A 17,946-nucleotide genomic window follows, 5' to 3' on the forward strand; every position below is an offset into this window, starting at 1 on the left:
TACAACAATCAGTTGATAAATTGTAATGAAAATCCGCTATCACTCTTGTTTAGCTTTTTTTCGGCTTCTATAAATAAACCAAATAACACCTCCCATAAGGATATAGGGTATCGCTGCTAGATAAATAATACCATTGTTCACACCTTCCGCCATACTATTATCGGTTTCACTTTCTAATACCGCACGACACATAGCACATTGCGCATGACTTGCAATCGTAACAAGAAATAAAAGCAGAAAGGAAATAAAGCGTTTCATAAAATTTTTATTAAGCCGGATAATATGGAAATATCATAAAATAAACAACCACACCAGTAACTGCTACATATAACCAAATAGGAAACGTAATTCTAGCGATTTTTCTATGTAATGGGAATTTACCCAATACAGCTCGTACATATGTTACCAAAACAAAAGGAATAACTCCAATCGATAGTAAAATGTGTGTTATAAGTATAAAATAATACACATACTTAAAAACTCCTACTGCCGCACTTTCAGCATCAGAAACCACTCCATCCAGATTAGCATCACCAAACTTTGTAGAGTCTGAAGTCGCATGATAAATCACATACAACACTAAAAATATTAAAGAAAGACCTAGGCACACTTTCATTAATTTCTCGTGAAGATCTCGATTACCTTTTTTAATCTGAATTACCGCAGTAAAAAGCAATACAGCCGTTAATGCATTAATTGTAGCGTAAATAGGCGGTAAAAAGCCTAAACGCTCAACGCCAGGGATACGAATAGTAAATAAAAAAGCTACTGCTACCGGTATCGCAATAGACAAGGCAATAATCCACCTGTTGTACAATTTCTCTTTTTGAGCAATATTTTCCATTTACTTTTTATTCTTATTAAGCAATTTGCTAATGTCTTCCATCAAAATATCTATCTGAGATGTTTCCTCTCCTTCAACCTCTGGCGCTCCTTGCGGAATAAAACCTCGGTAATAAATTAACGGATTTCCAAACTCATCCTTCCTAGAACGAATAAAACCATTTTGATCTACTAAAGCAAATAATCCTGAATGCTGAAAATTGCCTTCTATATTAGGATTTTCTTGAGCTAAAAGATTAAAACCAACGTTAGCTAGTTCATATATTTTTTCACGATCACCAGTCATTAAATTCCAATCTGGATCTGTGATACCATAACTCTCTGTATATTCTTTTAAGACTTCCGGCGTGTCATGCTCCGGATCTATACTAAAACTTGCAATACCAAAATCTGGATTATCTTCAAACTTGTTTTGAATAAGTACGAGATTTTTGTTCATCGGGATGCAAATAGTAGGGCACCTTGTAAAGAAAAATTCTACAAGAAAAACTTTCCCTTTATAAGAGTTTTCGGTAATTGTATCACCGTCTTGATTCACAAATTCAAAATGTGGTACTTTTCGATCTTTGCCATTAATATTGATGTAAGAAAGCTTACCCTCATCTTCAACGGTATCCAGATTTGCAACATTGAGCCTGTCATTCTGAACAACTTCATCATTCATAAAACGATCTATAATCTTAGGAATTACAATTATCCCAAAAATCAAAACTATCACTGCAATCCCTATGTAAGTTTTTTTCTTATTCATCATATTTATTTTTATCGGTCTGCATTATTTTTCTTCAGTGCAAGACGGTATTCTGCTAAAATGATTTTCACATCATCTTTCATCTTGTTAGACAACTCCGCAATATCAGAACTGTCGTAACCATATAAAACACCATAGTCTTCATCATCATCTCGACCTCTCAGCTTTCTTTTTTTATCTACTATAAAAATATACGGAGAACCTCCATCTGCTGCTAACTCATAAGGAGTCTTTAAACTTTTAAACACCGTGTTGATGTTTTCTTGGGGAGTTAGTATAAAATGCCAGTTAGACAGATCAACCAGCAAACCCAACTCGTGCTTTACTCGCTCTAATTCTGCCAGATCAATAGTCTCAGGAATTAGATAAACAAACTGGAAGTCATTAAACGCAGCAAATGATTTAAATATCTTTTGATTGAGGTTGAAAAGATCACCGCCTTCACGTTCTATGGTGGTGCCCAAAAAACCAAGTACCGTTATTTTATTTTCAAACTGAACATTTTCAGCAAATTGAAGCTCTGGAATATTCTCTTCAAGTATTGGGAGTTTAGCAAAATTATGAATTCCGGAAGCAAAAAAAAGGTATGCTACTATGGGTAAAAGAAACAAAACACCTAAAACTAAAAACTTCTTCATAACACAGCCTTGTTAAGCTATTTTTAAATAGCGGTTGCAAAGGTAAGCCACAGAAAGTTTTCAGTAAAAAAGAGGCATAAAAAAAGACGGCAATTGCCGTCTTTTTTTATTTTTTATCTGGATTAGAAATCCCAGCTGATGTAACCATCGTGATAAACATCAAATATATAATCCCCTTCAGTTAAAAGGATAAAGATCAAATAACAAACAAGGAAAATTCCCGTCCATACTACAGATCTACGCAAACCTTTCGTTTCGTGTTCCATGTGCATAAATGCCCAAGTGATATAATATGCTTTATACAGGGTTAAAACAATAAACACCCAGTTAAGCAGGTGCATTCTAAACAAATGCGTTTCTACAAGAAATTCTGGTCTTATAATACCTAAAATTACTTCAACAATAGTTACAATAGAAAGGATTGCAAAAACCGTCCAAATTCTTTTTGTGGCTGAACCGTGATTTGATGTTTCGTGTGCCATTTTTATATTTTTAATTTCCGCTTTGCGAAATGAATTATTAAACCAAATAGAAGAATGTAAATACAAATACCCACACTAAATCTACAAAGTGCCAGTATAATCCAACTTTTTCTACCATCTCATAGCTTCCTCTACGCTCATATGTACCAAGGATCACATTGATAAAAATAATGATATTGATAATCACACCTGAGAATACGTGGAAACCGTGAAAACCGGTAATGAAGAAAAAGAAATCAGCAAAAAGCGGTGGACCGTATTCATTATGCACCAAGTTTGCTCCTTGCACTACACCTATCGCATCACTCTCTAATTTAGCAACAGATTCTTCCCTAGAAAGAATTGTTTTTTCTCCACGCTCAGTAAGTATCTGAGTACGCACCAGTAAATCTGGATTTGCTTTAAAGCCTTCTACTACTTCAGCTATAGAATAATCTGGCATAGAACCCTCTGACTCGTACCATAAAGCCTCATTTTTAGTAAGCTGAGTTCTTTCACTAGGAAGACTTGCAGCAAATGATTCAAGAGCAACCTGCTCTCCTTCTGCATTTACAAATTGCAAAATCTTACCACCTTTAGTCTCTACAGCCCCATATTCACCAGAAATAAAATTAGACCATTCCCAAGCCTGAGAACCTACGAAAATAATACCTCCTATAATGGTAAAAAACATATACCAGATTACTTTATTCTTCTTCATGTGGTGACCTGCATCTACAGCAAGAACCATTGTAACAGAAGAGAAAATAAGTATAAAAGTCATTAACGCTACGTAATACATAGGTGCATCAACACCATGTAAAAACGGGAAATGCGTAAACACCTCGTCGGCTATAGGCCACTGGTTAACAAATTTAAATCTTGAGAATCCGTAAGCAGCAAGAAATCCTGAGAAAGTAAGTGCATCAGAAAGGATGAAAAACCACATCATCATCTTTCCGTAACTTACTTTTAGAGGCTCGTTATCTCCGCCCCAAATCTTGCCTTCTGTGCCTGTTTTAACAGCAGTAGCGTCCATATTTTAATAAAGGTTTATAAGCGTTGCAAAAATAGGTATTTTAAAAATGCTTTTCAAAGCAATAATCAGTATTTATATCCATTCAAAAAAACGATTTTTTAATGAATTCTTAGCATTTGGAGCTAATTAATCTATTTGATTAAATCATCAGCAAACATAAAGAACAAGAATAGATACACCCAGAGTATATCTACAAAGTGCCAGAAGGTTGCCCCCAACTCCAGACCAAGCATCTGATTCTTAGAATATTTACCGCGTATTTGCTGAACAACAATAACTAGTAACACTAGCAATCCTGCCGCTACGTGAACAACATGACTAATCACAAAAGCATAGATAAATGAAGTGGTAACTGTACTTTCACTTCCGGTAAAAAAATAGCCTTCAGCAATTATTTGATCAAATCCTATAAACTGAAGCACTACAAATGCAACACCAAGACCTAAAGTCACAAACAAAGATCCCGTTGCCAAGGTGTTTTTCCCACTCTTAACAGCGCTCTTTGTAATAATCATACTCAAGCTACTCAAAACAATTACCAGCGTACTCATGTAAAATGCCTGCGGAAGTTCAAAATCACGCAACCAATCACGACGTTCTGCACTTACAATATACGCACTAGTTAAACCGGCAAACATCATAGAAAGACTCACGATACCAAACCACATCATCATCTTCTTTGAGCGCGCAACCTTTATTTCTTCTGTCTGGGAAGTATAATCCATTATCGTAAAAATTTATCTGCAACGTAAATAATCTGTATCAACGTGATATAACTCACGCTCGACAACATCAAACGTTTTGCAGTAACATTGTTTTTAAACCTAAAAAGCCTGATAGCATAGTATAGTAAAATGAGTCCCAAAACACCTACTAAAACAGCAGAAACCGGAGTCAAATACAATCTACCGGTTACACCAAAAACCGGAATCAAGGAAACCAAAATTGTCCAGATGGTATATAAAATCACTTGTATTGCCGTACCGCGATCTCTTTTTCCTGTAGGAAGCATAAAAAACCCTCCTTTTTTATAATCATCATACAAAAACCAGCCTATCGCCCAAAAATGCGGGAATTGCCAGAAAAACTGAAGCATAAAAAGCGTTCCTGCTTCAATACCAAAATCACCGGTTGCCGCCACCCAGCCCATCATAAAAGGTATAGCGCCGGGAAAAGCTCCTACAAAAACCGAAAGTGGTGTTTTTGTCTTTAAAGGCGTATAAACACACACATAAAGAAAAATAGATACCGCTCCAAAAACAGCGGTAATAGGATTAATTATATAAAGCGTGATAAGACCCAAAACTGTAAAAACCGTTGCGATGATTAGCGCCGTTTTTACAGACATCCTTCCGGAAGGAACCGGTCGATTCTTAGTACGATCCATCAAAACATCAAGATCTTTCTCTATAATTTGATTGAAAGCATTAGAAGCTCCTACCATCAGATAACCACCAACTGCAAGCAGCAAAATAGTCAACCAGTCTAAGGTGTAAGCTCCTAGAAGATAACCCGCCATACTAGAAAAAACCACACTAATAGCAAGACGCATCTTAGTGATTTCTTTAAAATCAATCCAGATTGATGTGGGTAAGCTATGGTTTTCAGTGGAGCTCAAAAGCGTGTTTTTCAAGGGCTTTAAAAAGTCGTGCAAAGATACTGCACGAAACACTTCTAAACAACCTATTTAAAAGTTATTCCAGACAGAAGAAATCTTAGTCTTAAATCAACAAGAAACTGCCTTAGAGAGTAGAATCTATAAACCTCAAACCTCTAGAGACCTACCGAGTCGTAAACCTGAACCTTCTCCCATAAATGCTCAGATTCTTCAATAAATTTAAGATGCACCGGCTCTTGCTGATATTTAGCCTGAACTTCTTTTGAAGGAAAAGTCAATATAATTGAATACGTCCAACTGTTATCTACTACTTCTCGCGGAGTATTTGCAGGTTGACCAATAAACTTGGTCTGCGCATATTCACTTGTAGATAAGAATTTTTTCAATGAGGCTTCAAAAGCCCTACAATCCTCTTGGTTGTCTGGATTTTTAAGCCAGAAATAAACCACGTGTGCAAAATTAGAATCAAATTCTTTTGCTTTTGGAGATTCGGTATTACAAGAGACAGACATAAAACATACAATTATTAACGATAAAACAATTCTCATAGCGCTTTGATTTAAAAAATTAATAGTCATAATACCAATTAAAAATATCAGTACGAATTCCAAAATTCAGCCAAACCGTACTTTCAGTAAGATTAACCGGATCGTATTCTGCGATAGAATTATTTCGATATAATATATTGGTATATAACTTAAAATTGGTTGAAGGATTTACAATATAACCCAACTCAACATTACCTATAAATGTATTTGCAGTATTCCCCTGACCTATTTCTATTCCTAATTCACTAGGGATGTTCTCATCATTCCCATAAATACTCCCTCCATAATACACATTATTAATATCCCCTATTTCAAATCCACGTTTCCCATAAACTGCTTTTGCAGTCCCATACCAGCGGTCATTCTGGTAACGTGCAATAGCAATAATTTCTTTGAAGTTAGCACCCCATAAATGAGCCATAGATTGATTATTATGACCGTAATTTAAGACAATTTCATTATTACTATACACATAAGGCCTCACCTGATTAAACTCAAACTGAAGCTGCAAATTTTCAACATTAAAAGCCTCATAATATTTAAACCCCACCTGAACCCCTTGTTTGTTTTGAAAACTCTTGTCAGAACTGAAAACGGCACCTGTAGAAAACTCATCTATAATCACCTGCGCATAGACATTAAAACGATCACTAAACTTGTACTTAGCACTTAAGCCTAACAATGCATTACCTCCTCTGGACCCCGTAGAAAATTCAATTGCCCGATAAAAAATAATGGGATTCAGATAATTTAAATCAAAGCCCCTGTCATTTTCATTTGTCCAAATCACACTTTCAAACAAACCTAAATTTAATCGCTTTGTAGCATTAAAGCTTAAATAATGATTTGCCATAAACTTGGTTCTAAACGAACCATTCTCCACTACATCAGAACGCACGTCTCTTAAAGACATCCATGTATTAGTAAGTTTAAATTTCCAAAACTTAGTACTCATCTTAAAAAAAGGATACGGACTCGCATTGTCACTAAAAAGTAGAGAACGATAACCGTCACCTATAAAATTCTTACCATGTCCAAATTGGAAATTAAAATATTTACTTGGTGAATAAGACAAATAAGCTTCAGCTACCGGGTAATCAAAATTACCATCCGCTGCTTCTGCCGCCACTCCACGTCCCGGCACAATACCAGGGTTACCACCATCTGGCGCAATAGATCGTGCATACCTATTAAAGTATCCAGGAAAAGTTCCTTGACTCTCATAAAAAACAGTGTAGAAATTCAATTTATCTCCTAAACCTCCCTGAAATATAACCGCTCGCGTGTTATTGTAAGTAAAACTTTGATCTTCATTAGCTGCGGTTTCAACACCCAATTGCAAATCTGCAGCAGGATCTAATGTAAACCAGTAAGTATCTCCCTGTAAAGTCACCATATGCTCATTCCATAATTTACGACCAAACCAAGAACTCTTTTCTTTATAAAGCACTTCTTGCTTTTCTTTAAAATCATAATAGTTATTTACATCGCTATAAATAAATGGTTTTAAAGCAGTATGCGCATTTGTTCCTACTGCATTTACCTCCTTATCAAATCTGCTGTAGGTCTGGTGAGAAAAAGGAATGAACAACTGAGAATCATATTCTCTATTTTCAAACGGAAAAGTCTTAATCGAATCGTATTCTGATGTTAATTGCTCTATAGGCTTAGCTTCAGTGAAATTCTCACTCGAATTTAAGTCCGACCCAAAGCCCTCTTTCGTCAGCAAAGCACTAACAGGAACAGGCATGCTAAACTGCATATACGTAGCTCTGCCATTATAAGTTGCAGGCTTTATTTGAGGCAAATCATTAAAAATCCTTTTCACCTCTTCCCGTAAATCCTCATAAACAGCGGTTACATTTAAAACCCTGAAGTCACCCTCCTTTGTAACCTCAAAAAGAACCACAATATCTCCTTTATAGTTTTCGTCAATAACATATTGTGGAACTTTAAACTCAGTTTTAATTTTACTGATTAATGTTTGATTAAAACAGCTTTTAGAAGCCGAAACATCAACACCATAACATTCTTCAAAAACAGGATATTTTTCAAAATTCCCATTAATAATCTGAGAATAACCAAAAGTTGAAAGAAACAAACCAACAGCAAAAACTGTCAAAGTCTTTAATTTCATAAAATGAAAAGATTTAGGTTGCGGAAATATACCACTTTTTAAACATCCTCAACCTGAACGAGTAATTCCAAAAACAAAAGCCTGTGAATTACTCACAGGCCTTTACATAAATTTAAATCTAAAAGTTGACGTCTAATACGTTTTCCTACCTATCAAAAGTAATTTTCTACATTAATCTTGTACTTTAAATCGAATTGGTTGATAATAAATCACCCGCACATTTTTATCCTGTTGTTTTCCCGGGGTCATTTGTGGCAATTTTTGCATCACCCGCTCAGCTTCTTTTTCTAAAGCGGGGTGCGGCGCACGAGTTTTCAACTCGGTCACATTACCATGTTCATCAATCGTAAACTGAACATCAACTTTATTCATACCACTCAAACCGTACGCATCACCCAGAGAAGTGTCAAAATTCTTACTAATAAATTTACCCATCTTCTCTTGAAGACACGCCTTACGTTCTGCATTAGTCTGTAAACCCTCGCAACCCGGAAAAATAGGCACAACTTCAACACCTAGAACTGAAAATGTTTCAATCTCTGGCTCAGGAATTTCAGTCAGACTACCTACATCTGGAATATCCGTTTCTGAAGTAAAATTTGTTTCAGGAAGTTCAAAATCAGGAATATCCAACTCTGTGATTTCAGAAGGCAAAACCTTAGAAACTTCTTGCGTAGATTCTGCAGGCTTCTTTTTTTCTTCCCTTCTTACGGGTTCATTCCATAGATCATTCATAGAGACCGCTGCGACATCTTCTTGCAGAGGCGGTGCAAAAGGAGTTACCGGTGATTTAATCTCAATAACTACAATAGCCAGAATAAGAGCTACTATGAGGCCTAATTGAAAAAAGACGACGTTGTTTTTTTGTAGATTTACGTCGTGCTTGCTTGTTTTGCGAGTTACGCTTTGCCGAGCGTTTACTTCGCTTTTTTGTGAATCATTCATGAATTATATTTTAATGGTTACTATTCATTAAAACTTTAACAATAAGCTTGCCACAAAAAAATCCCGACTCGCTTTCGCGGTCGGGATTTTAAATTTTATAAAGATTCAGAATTAATCCTGAACTTGGAATACAATAGGAAGTGAATATAATACACCTACTGCTTTACCTCGCTGCATACCGGGTGTCATTTGTGGCAGTAACTTAATTACACGAGCAGCTTCTTGCTCTAAACGCGGGTGTGGCCCACGAGAACCGATATCTACAATATTACCTTTTTGATCAATTTTAAAACGCACATAGATACGATTGACACCAGATAAACCTAATTCACTACCCAATTCAGTATTAAACTTTCTGTTTACAAACTGGCTAATCTTCTCAGACATGCATTTCTTCTTTGCATCGTTTCCTTTTTCGTTCTCGCAACCAGGGTAAACCGGTACGTTCTCAATAACAGCAAATGGCACGTCGTCAATAACTTCTTCTTCAACAAAAGAAACTTCTTCAACCTCAACAATCTCATCTTCCTGGCTGGTTTCTGTAGATTCTATTACGGTTTCTTCAATTTCTTTATCATCCTCAACAACCTCAATAATTTCCGGTGCTGGTGGTGGCGGTGGAGGAGGAGGAGGTGGTGGTGGTGTGTTCAATTCAGTAATTGGCACATCTTCTTCAATCATATCGTCCATCTGTAATTGTCCGATATCAATGGCCTCTTTTTCGTACGTCTTCCACTCGATAGCCAGATAACTCAGCCCGAGTATCAAAATAAGACCTAATTGAAAGAAGAGTACACTTCTTTTCGTTAGATCTGCTTTGGGATTTTTCTTAGGTTCCATGAATCTTTAGTTATTAAGGATTGCTAATTTAATTAAAAATAGTATCAACTCGAAATTAAAATTTTGATTTCAGCCTTCTAAATTGGGTTTTTGCTAGAAAAATAAATAATACTCCAACAAGAATACCAATTGAATTCGCAATCAAATCTTTAAAATCTCCTGATCTAGAGGTCGTTAACGACTCTTGTAATATCTCAATAATTATACCATAAACAAAAGCAAGACCGCAAGATTTTATTAAAGAAGTTGAAAAATTGTCTTTTTTAAGCTTTAAAACATAAAAATAACAAAACCACAACCCCGTAAAAAAAGAATACACCAGAATATGTACGACCTTATCGCTATTTTCTGGTGCATCACGTATATGCGGCATAGGCATCAAGCAAATAAATGCTATAAATACCGTGTAAAAATAAACTGCTATTTTGAGCAGCTTAACCACCTATTATTTCCTTGTAAGCTGCTACGTCAAGCAATGATTCTAATTCACGCTCATCGCTAAATTTAATTTTAATCATCCAACCTTTACCATAAGGATCTTCATTTACCGCTTCTGGCTCAGACTCCAAATCTGCATTAAACTCAACAATCTCACCTGTTAATGGTAAAAAAAGATCAGAAACAGTCTTTACTGCCTCAACTGTACCGAAGACTTCTTCTTTATCTAAAGTCTCTCCTTCGGTTTCTACTTCAACATAAACGATATCCCCTAATTCGCCTTGAGCGAAATCTGTAATTCCCACAGTGGCAATACCACCTTCTATACGCACCCACTCGTGGTCTTTAGTATATTTTAAATCTGCTGGTAAACTCATAATCTGTATTTAATTTAATTTCCAAAATTATATCTCAATGTCATTCCTGAGCGTATTGTCGTCTGCGGATATGCAGTTGAAATCGCATAGGTCGCAAAAGAATGGTCGTAATAGAAAATCGCCGTAAGGTTTTTACTCAATGCATAATCTGCCTTAAAGGTCAACCCATAAATATCCTGACCGGCTGTTATCTGACTATTTTCAAGATCTAAATAACGTACTATCGTCTCATTCTGTCTTAATGATAGGTCTGCTCTAAAGTTTAAATCACTCTTTAAAATAGTTTGCCTACCCCCTATTCTTGTCGCAAATCTAATATCTTTTAGTCGATATCCTAAGCCTATTATATATTCATTTCCGTGAATTTCTGTAAGCAGATTATTATCAAAGCTTAAAGACAAGGTACGGTCTTTACGTAATTCTGCCAGAATTTTAATCGAATTCTGCATCTCAAAATCAAGCCGTATTAAAGGTGAAAACAATTCAGTAAGGTTAATGTTTGAGTACAATGTAGGACTTATAAAATCTCCGGCTTGGTTGGTCTGCACATCGTCAACACTTGTATTAAGTGAACGATCATAATTTAAATTAGTGCGAAACTGATTAATCGTATATCCTGCCTGATACCCGTGGTTAACAGAAAAACGCTTGAATCGCTTTTTAAACCAGCCTAACTTCATAAGACCGGTATATTTCAAATTCCAATTGGGTAGCGGAAAACTCCTAAATGCTCCTAAAGAAACATTTGATGCATTACCCGGCGTGTAAGCAGCCAGAAATGCCGGAAGCAACACCCGCTGGCTAGTACGACCAAAACCTACCGGATATCCATTTTCATCACGTGGATACTGGTCATTACCATAAAAATCTTCAGCAAGCCGCTCTGCAACAACAAGCCTATTAGACTTAAACTGATTGAAATTAGCTGAAGATTCTAAAGAACTTGTATTGAAAGCCGTACCTATCATCAGCGTTGAAATGCTGTAATTACCCAGTGTATTCCCGGTAAGACTTGTATATTCTAATGTAGTAGGGTTAACGCGATAGTTTTCATTATAAGTCTCTTGATAAATACGATTCATGTTAATATCTATCGTAAGATCTTCAAGAAAACTGGTTTGGGCCTGTATGTCTAAATTTCGGTTTTCTACCTCGCTGTATTGCTGATTATACTCTTGATACAGCGTCAACCAACCTTGTCTTGCAGCATAATCACGCACTTCAGCCTGGCTACCAAAAACAAAGCCTGTAGTAGGCCTTACAGTTCCTAAAAAGCCTACGCCTGGTAAATAACCCGGCAAATACGTACCGTTATTTTGCTCATAATTAACCTGAATACGCTTAATTCCTGTTGCAATACCTATTAATGTATTTTTTGCTTTATCTGCAGTACTTAGTTTGTTTTCCTCCGGAACTTCTTGAGGCTGAGTAGGTGTTCCTAAAGTAGGTACCGCACGACTACGGTCTGATTTTGAGGAAGGCCCTGCAGTCTTTTTAGATAATCCCAACGCATCATAAAGGCTTTTCATATCCAAAGTAGTCTGTAATGCATGCGTATTTGCATTCTGAACCGAATTCCCAAGATCCGGTATTCCTTCTAAAGTTTGCAATTGATAGGAACCTCGCGTCCACTGAAAATCCGCACTGTAGGAATATGTAGATTTCACAAATTCTAAGTAAGGTAATTTATTTACCGGAAGATCATAGTTCAACTGCATCGTCTGGTTATGACGATCTGGCGTACCTACATCAAAAAAGCTGGAATAAACTCCACCGGCATTTTCATCTAAAGAACTATCCGGATTCAGATAATTACGTACAATTCTATTTTGATATTGATCAAGGTTTATCCGCAATGATTTAGTAACAGGAAAATTAACCGTAAAATTTCGATCAAATTGATAGTTTCGCTGCAGATATTCCGGGATTGGAATTGAATTCTCATTTGCCAGCAAATCCCTAAACTTCTGACGACTAAATTGACGCGTGATGTTTGAAGATATATTTACACTTGCCGGCAAATAATTAAAATTGAAATCCTTCAACAACTTCCAATACTTACCGGTAAAAAGCGAATCATTTTTCTTAAAAGGTGCTACTGTTTTAGGCTGAAAAGCAAAAGCATATGTTGCACCCGCCCTAACATTTTGACTAACGGCTTCTTCAATTTCAAAATCTTTATGATTCTCCTGATTATGGCTATAAGCTAAAGTCAAATTCTCAATATCCCAAGGCATTGGTTTTTTATCACCGGTACGTTCTTTACGAACACCAATAAAATTGATGCTTTCCCGCTTTGTACGTTCAATAGCAATATCATTAATACGGTCACGTTCTACCTCAGTACTAGCAGCTGCTAATCTTTCATCAAGCTCCAAATCTGTATACAACGGGTCGTATTGAGGAGTTATAGTTTGCCCACCTCTCGCATAATTAAATGGGAGTTTCACACCCCATTTCTTAGGCATAAGCTGGCCCAGATTAACATTTGTAACAACATCAAAAGATTTTACATCTTCTCTGTTACGCTGGTTAGGACCAGCATCTATACTACCAAAACCTACAGTAGATTGGCGTGCAGTACCAGAGACAGTCGCAAAATCAGCCAGATTTGCATCCATATTTATGATACCTGCCCAGCCTCCTTGATTTTGTAGTCCTGATAAACGCAATTCATTAAACCAAGCCTCAGCACAAACAGTACTAAGACCTTCATCATTTCCGTTTTTAAGACCAAGCATTAACACGCGCACATCACCAAAACTAGGATTACCTTGTATCCCTACACGTACGCTACCTGACTCATAAGGTGTACTTGCTGGATCTGCTATCACATTTCCGTCTTGATCAAAATAAGTGACCTCATCTAAAAGCGTATTGAACTCTCCATTAAAGAAAGTAGCTTTTACTGTTTGAAGCACCTCTAAAGGAAGTTTGAGCTGATTGACGTCTGGCCAAATCAGATCTGGACTACTTGTACCAAAAGCAGTTGGACTTAACGGCAATTCTATCTGGTAGAAGTTGCGCGTAAGATCTGTACCCATACGTATGATAGCCACAACCTCATTATCCTGCACAGGAGTTTCATTAAGTAATGACTCTAAATGAATAAACATTTCAAGATTTTTATACTGACGCATATCTAATCTGAAATTCTTATAAACCGCTCTAGCATCTTGAGTTTCTAAATCACAAACTCGCAAAGAAAGAGACTGCTCATTTTGACGAATATTATTGTTATTGTTAATCAATTCTTCCCTAAAAACTCCCGGAGGCAAAACATAAGGTATGGGATTACGATTGTTGTTTTCTTCTATATTTACAGAAGTTACTTCAAAGCGGGTGCTCTCTGTAGAAGGGTCTGATTCATCAGGATCTAACGTATATAAATAACGCCGGTAATCTCCACGGACTAAGTCAAAAGCACCAAATCGCAAGACGGTAGAATCTTGCCAGCCACTCATAAACATACGCATAAAGCGAATAGACCTAAAATCACTAATCCCCCCCTGACTACCTGTAGGCTGGCTAATAGGAATTTTAAATTGATACCAAGTCACCGGCAAACTATTCCCATTTTGAAGCGTTACTTCAATATCACGTTGATCAACAATAAATTCATTCTCAATAGTTAAACTCTGTGGAGTTATATCCAGCTCGTACTCATAATAACTATCAACGGTATTCATTGTAAAATCCCGGTTAAAATCTTCAACATCAGGAACCGTTGTAGAACCACGATCTGTTTGAGATACATTAACAGGAGAGTTTCCTTCTAAACCATTGTAATTCTTATATCGATTTAATACCGAACCTGTAGCAGAGACAAAATATTCATAATTATCACCTGAAGGATCTTCTAACCCTGCAAAACCCGGAAACTTCTCAGTCTCCTGTTCATCACTTAAACCATCATAACCCACATCCTGATTAGTACGCTGCTCCCCTTCTGTATCAAAAGCATAAATCAGCGCCTGACTGGTAGGCACTTTCCCCCATACAGTTGAAACCGTATTTGCAGCAGCACCATCCTGAGGCAAACCATTTTCATATTGCTTGCGGCCGTCCTTAAGTACATCTTCAGAAATATTACCCAAATTCAGGGTTAATCGACCACCGGTATTGGTTGCATTTTCAGCATAAATAAAAGGATCCATTACCCAGAACTCAATAAACTCAACATTAGATTGCTCAAAATCTGTTGAAGCAAAAGATCGCATAATTCCACCGAAATTCTCAGTAGGATTTTCAAGAATGCCATCCTGAGCATCTAAACTAAAATTATAAGGTCCGCGTTCACTTGGGTAATACGCTAAATCTAACGTAAACAACGCCTGTGTCGTACCGGCAATAATATCTTGTTCCGGAAAAATTTCATCTCTAAAAACACGTCGAGTTGCATACGTTGAAACATCAGCATCGGTAATGCCTTCAGGTCGCTGACTCGTATAAAAAATAGGATCTATGCTATACCATGCTAGTTTTGCTCGTTTATAACCTGCCGCTAGATCTCCATTAGATAATTCACCGCCCAAACCAATAGGAGCTGAAGACAAAAACCACTGTAAAGGCGAACTGATATCTAGCGAAGTTTGAGTTCCCTCAAAGTCATCTATATAAGATGCCGCTTCTCCTCCAAAGTCTGTAGCCTTTGGCTGTCCCGGAAGCAAATAAGCCACTTCTCCTCTAAGGGAAATATTAGAAGGAACATCGGTATCTATATTAGGAAGTTTATTAACCAATCTGGTTAAAAATGGTACTTCTGTAGAAAAGTTTGCATTCAGCCCAAAAATGGTATTGTTAATCGGCTCAAAACTATAGGTTGCTTTTTGAGTCAACGGTCTTTCATTAAGGTTGAGCAATGTACCACCCACCATGAAATTTTCGTTAAACTGATGTTCTACATTTAAACCGGTAAAACGTTTGGTTTGCTGTCCAAAAAGTGAATTGTTTTCTGTAGAAACTTGAATAGGAACCCCAGAACCTTTAAGAGCCTGATCAAGAATGATAACTCTTCCTCGCTGATAATCTACGGAATAATCTAAACCTTCTTGAAGCACTCGTCCTCCTGCAGTAACCGTAACAGAACCTTGAGGTATATTAAACCCTCCTATTGGAATTCCCTCTTCTTGCTTCGATTTAAATGTTCCCTGAAGTTGAAACAAGTTTTTATCTGCGTTATCCTGCGCTACTGTTTTTGTCGAACTATAGAGCGAACGGTAAACATACTTTTGCTGATTTGCATTATAAGAGTCCTCATTCTCATAAGTTTCACCACCTACACTTCTAAGCTTATTGAATAAATATTCACCAAATGGCTCTACAGATGTAAAAATAATGCTCCCATTTCGTACGTTAACGGTCCTTCCTTCAACAAAATCAAAGAATCCATCACCACCGGTTTGCGGATCTCCGTTTTGGGTAAGCCTATCCAGATTAAAAACGTTTAACAAAGGGGTGTTTACAACGTCATCTGGCAAAGCAGGACCACCATCTGCAGCAGTGATATAATTTATAGGAGATGGCGAATTGTAGACAATATTCATCCTAAAGCCATCAGGCTCCAACTGTCCCACACCCAGACCATAAATATTTTTCATCATCAAGTCCCAAACCGGCTCGTTGACATCTGTTATATTACTTTTCAATAATTTCACAACAAGAGCCTGCGAAGTCCCGCCTTGCCCCGGTGTAATAAAACTATCTAATATCCCATCGTTATTAACATCACTTCCATTTGTCTGATCTGGATCTGCAGCATCTGCAATCTGATCTCCATCGGCATCCTGACCGTTATTATTTACACCATCACCATCAGGATCTACATCAACAATATCAGGCACTCCATCTCCATCTGTATCAGCATAAGCCCCGCTTGTTGCATCAACACCGTCGTTAGCAAATTCTCCAACTTGATATACTTGTCCATTAACTGTATACTGAAAAGCAACAGCCAAAACCTCATCGTTATTCAAACGTTGATTTAAAGAGATATACCCCAATTGCGTATCTAAGGTATATTCTGATGGTGTAAGTTGTCGTGCATTTTCTAAAGAAACATAATCGGATCCATCTGAAACTTGAACTCCCCCAAAACCCTGACCTATCGTTGAAACATCGCGTATAGCAGAAGTTAATACAGATTGTCCCGTACCACTTATCCCAAAAGGATTGAAATCATTACTGGAATTTCTTGGATATGCACCAGCGGGTAAATTCACAAACCCACCCGGTATATTAGGCAATCCTATTTTTGAAGGGTCTGACTCCCCAATATCTTGTATCGCAACAATATTACGCGTATTTTCAAAACGCTGTGTACGGTTTGTAACCCATACTTCTATACGCGTAATCTGAACATTAGTATTTACGAAAGGATAATTAGCAAGTGCTCTATCGTAGGTATCTCTAAAATATTGTGCTAAAAAATAATGCCTGTTTTCGTCGTATTCTAAAGCAAAAATCTCAAAATCCTGAATAGTCCCATCGCCTTGAGCAACTACCTGATTGGTTTGTGATTGCTGTTCTGAAAAAACCCCGGTAATTGTTGTTTTACCAAATTGCAACTGAGTTTTAACTCCAAAAAGACTTTGCGAACCTTGAATAAGCGCACTATTGAGCGGCATACTTACATTACCCACTTCAATTTTTTGCACAATATCATCTTCATCCGGAGTATATTCTAACTTGATTTGATTCTGAAAATTGAACGTAGATTCGGTATCATAAACGGCATTTACCTGAAGCCGTGTTCCTACTTTACCCAGCAAACTCAAACTTATACGCTGATCAAAATCAAAGCTGAAGTTAGAACGGTTACGCGGTGAAAAACTAGGATTATCTTGTTTGGTGAACAGTCCACCAATATCCATCTCTACAGAACCCTGAGGTATAAACTCGATAGAATTTCCTCCAAAAATAGATTCAAATAAACCCGAGTTTACGTAGAAGTTAGGCAAAAGGCTTTTTTGATCTTCTTTTCCTTCTTCGGTGCGACCATCAACTGCAGCTATTTTCTGTTGAAAATACGTACGCATCCGTTCTTTCTTAACCAGTTCTTTAAATTCGTCTGGTGTCAAAATACGCGGATAATTGATGTTGTATTGACCCAAGGTTTCAGTATAAATATACCTGTCTATTAACGGGTCATAAGTATATTTAGAAACTATAGAATTAGGATTCTTGAGATTTAGACGCCCAAGTGAAACACCGGTTTTTATACTATCTTGTTCTTCTTCCTGAGCAAGCATAGGCATAGAACACAGAAGCGTTCCTGACAGCAATAGCATTTGAAAGAAAAACCAGCGTAGT

15 protein-coding genes are annotated in these 17,946 nt (G+C 37.0%); all 15 read right to left on the bottom strand.

The window, feature by feature from the left end; all coding sequences use genetic code 11:
- Nucleotides 1-39 precede the first annotated feature (39 nt).
- Nucleotides 40-258, bottom strand: coding sequence for a hypothetical protein (locus tag BUB91_RS08430; protein WP_073098789.1), 219 nt, complete (start codon nt 256-258; stop codon nt 40-42).
- 10 nt (nt 259-268) lie between these two features.
- Entirely contained in the window at nt 269-844 is a 576-nt protein-coding gene (locus BUB91_RS08435) for a DUF420 domain-containing protein (protein WP_073098790.1), read from the bottom strand.
- Nucleotides 845-1,594: an SCO family protein gene (locus BUB91_RS08440; protein ID WP_073098791.1), complete on the bottom strand. Its 750-nt coding sequence runs from the start codon at nt 1,592-1,594 to the stop codon at nt 845-847.
- Between the two features lie 11 nt (nt 1,595-1,605).
- A complete protein-coding gene (locus tag BUB91_RS08445; protein ID WP_073098792.1) occupies nt 1,606-2,232 on the bottom strand; it encodes a hypothetical protein in 627 nt (208 codons plus the stop codon).
- Between the two features lie 122 nt (nt 2,233-2,354).
- Nucleotides 2,355-2,714 (bottom strand): cytochrome C oxidase subunit IV family protein, encoded by a 360-nt coding sequence (locus BUB91_RS08450; protein ID WP_073098793.1) that lies wholly within the window; start codon nt 2,712-2,714, stop codon nt 2,355-2,357.
- Nucleotides 2,715-2,751: 37 nt separating this feature from the next.
- A complete protein-coding gene (locus BUB91_RS08455) occupies nt 2,752-3,732 on the bottom strand; it encodes a cytochrome c oxidase subunit 3 (RefSeq protein WP_073098794.1) in 981 nt (326 codons plus the stop codon).
- A 131-nt stretch (nt 3,733-3,863) separates the two neighbouring features.
- Nucleotides 3,864-4,457 (bottom strand): cytochrome c oxidase subunit 3, encoded by a 594-nt coding sequence (locus BUB91_RS08460; RefSeq protein WP_073098795.1) that lies wholly within the window; start codon nt 4,455-4,457, stop codon nt 3,864-3,866.
- Entirely contained in the window at nt 4,457-5,350 is an 894-nt protein-coding gene (cyoE, locus tag BUB91_RS08465) for a heme o synthase (RefSeq protein WP_073098840.1), read from the bottom strand. Before cyoE ends, BUB91_RS08460 begins: the two co-directional genes overlap by 1 nt.
- A gap of 155 nt (nt 5,351-5,505) precedes the next feature.
- A complete protein-coding gene (locus BUB91_RS08470) occupies nt 5,506-5,862 on the bottom strand; it encodes a Dabb family protein (protein WP_394342914.1) in 357 nt (118 codons plus the stop codon).
- Nucleotides 5,863-5,917: 55 nt separating this feature from the next.
- Nucleotides 5,918-8,035, bottom strand: a complete 2,118-nt coding sequence (locus tag BUB91_RS08475) for a gliding motility protein RemB (RefSeq protein ID WP_073098796.1) — start codon at nt 8,033-8,035, stop codon at nt 5,918-5,920.
- A gap of 171 nt (nt 8,036-8,206) precedes the next feature.
- Nucleotides 8,207-8,980, bottom strand: coding sequence for an energy transducer TonB (locus BUB91_RS08480; protein WP_073098797.1), 774 nt, complete (start codon nt 8,978-8,980; stop codon nt 8,207-8,209).
- Nucleotides 8,981-9,091: 111 nt separating this feature from the next.
- Nucleotides 9,092-9,820: an energy transducer TonB gene (locus tag BUB91_RS08485; protein ID WP_073098798.1), complete on the bottom strand. Its 729-nt coding sequence runs from the start codon at nt 9,818-9,820 to the stop codon at nt 9,092-9,094.
- A gap of 55 nt (nt 9,821-9,875) precedes the next feature.
- Nucleotides 9,876-10,262, bottom strand: a complete 387-nt coding sequence (locus BUB91_RS08490; protein WP_083557885.1) for a VanZ family protein — start codon at nt 10,260-10,262, stop codon at nt 9,876-9,878.
- Nucleotides 10,255-10,635: a glycine cleavage system protein GcvH gene (gene gcvH / locus BUB91_RS08495; RefSeq protein ID WP_073098799.1), complete on the bottom strand. Its 381-nt coding sequence runs from the start codon at nt 10,633-10,635 to the stop codon at nt 10,255-10,257. Before gcvH ends, BUB91_RS08490 begins: the two co-directional genes overlap by 8 nt.
- Nucleotides 10,636-10,649: 14 nt before the next feature.
- Nucleotides 10,650-17,924, bottom strand: coding sequence for a T9SS outer membrane translocon Sov/SprA (gene sov, locus BUB91_RS08500; protein WP_073098843.1), 7,275 nt, complete (start codon nt 17,922-17,924; stop codon nt 10,650-10,652).
- Between the last annotated feature and the right edge of the window lie 22 nt (nt 17,925-17,946).

It is taken from the genome of Leeuwenhoekiella marinoflava DSM 3653 (assembly GCF_900129005.1).
Classification (GTDB): Bacteria; Bacteroidota; Bacteroidia; order Flavobacteriales; family Flavobacteriaceae; genus Leeuwenhoekiella; species Leeuwenhoekiella marinoflava.

Excerpts from the sequence above, each read along its gene's own strand:
- BUB91_RS08430 (WP_073098789.1), bottom strand. The coding sequence starts at position 258 with ATGAAACGCTTTATTTCCTTTCTGCTTTTATTTCTTGTTACGATTGCA.
- BUB91_RS08435 (WP_073098790.1), bottom strand. The coding sequence starts at position 844 with ATGGAAAATATTGCTCAAAAAGAGAAATTGTACAACAGGTGGATTATT.
- BUB91_RS08440 (WP_073098791.1), bottom strand. The coding sequence starts at position 1,594 with ATGAATAAGAAAAAAACTTACATAGGGATTGCAGTGATAGTTTTGATT.
- BUB91_RS08445 (WP_073098792.1), bottom strand. The coding sequence starts at position 2,232 with ATGAAGAAGTTTTTAGTTTTAGGTGTTTTGTTTCTTTTACCCATAGTA.
- BUB91_RS08450 (WP_073098793.1), bottom strand. The coding sequence starts at position 2,714 with ATGGCACACGAAACATCAAATCACGGTTCAGCCACAAAAAGAATTTGG.
- BUB91_RS08455 (WP_073098794.1), bottom strand. The coding sequence starts at position 3,732 with ATGGACGCTACTGCTGTTAAAACAGGCACAGAAGGCAAGATTTGGGGC.
- BUB91_RS08460 (WP_073098795.1), bottom strand. The coding sequence starts at position 4,457 with ATGGATTATACTTCCCAGACAGAAGAAATAAAGGTTGCGCGCTCAAAG.
- BUB91_RS08470 (WP_394342914.1), bottom strand. The coding sequence starts at position 5,862 with ATGTCTGTCTCTTGTAATACCGAATCTCCAAAAGCAAAAGAATTTGAT.
- BUB91_RS08475 (WP_073098796.1), bottom strand. The coding sequence starts at position 8,035 with ATGAAATTAAAGACTTTGACAGTTTTTGCTGTTGGTTTGTTTCTTTCA.
- BUB91_RS08480 (WP_073098797.1), bottom strand. The coding sequence starts at position 8,980 with ATGAATGATTCACAAAAAAGCGAAGTAAACGCTCGGCAAAGCGTAACT.
- BUB91_RS08485 (WP_073098798.1), bottom strand. The coding sequence starts at position 9,820 with ATGGAACCTAAGAAAAATCCCAAAGCAGATCTAACGAAAAGAAGTGTA.
- gcvH (WP_073098799.1), bottom strand. The coding sequence starts at position 10,635 with ATGAGTTTACCAGCAGATTTAAAATATACTAAAGACCACGAGTGGGTG.
- sov (WP_073098843.1), bottom strand. The coding sequence starts at position 17,924 with ATGCTATTGCTGTCAGGAACGCTTCTGTGTTCTATGCCTATGCTTGCT.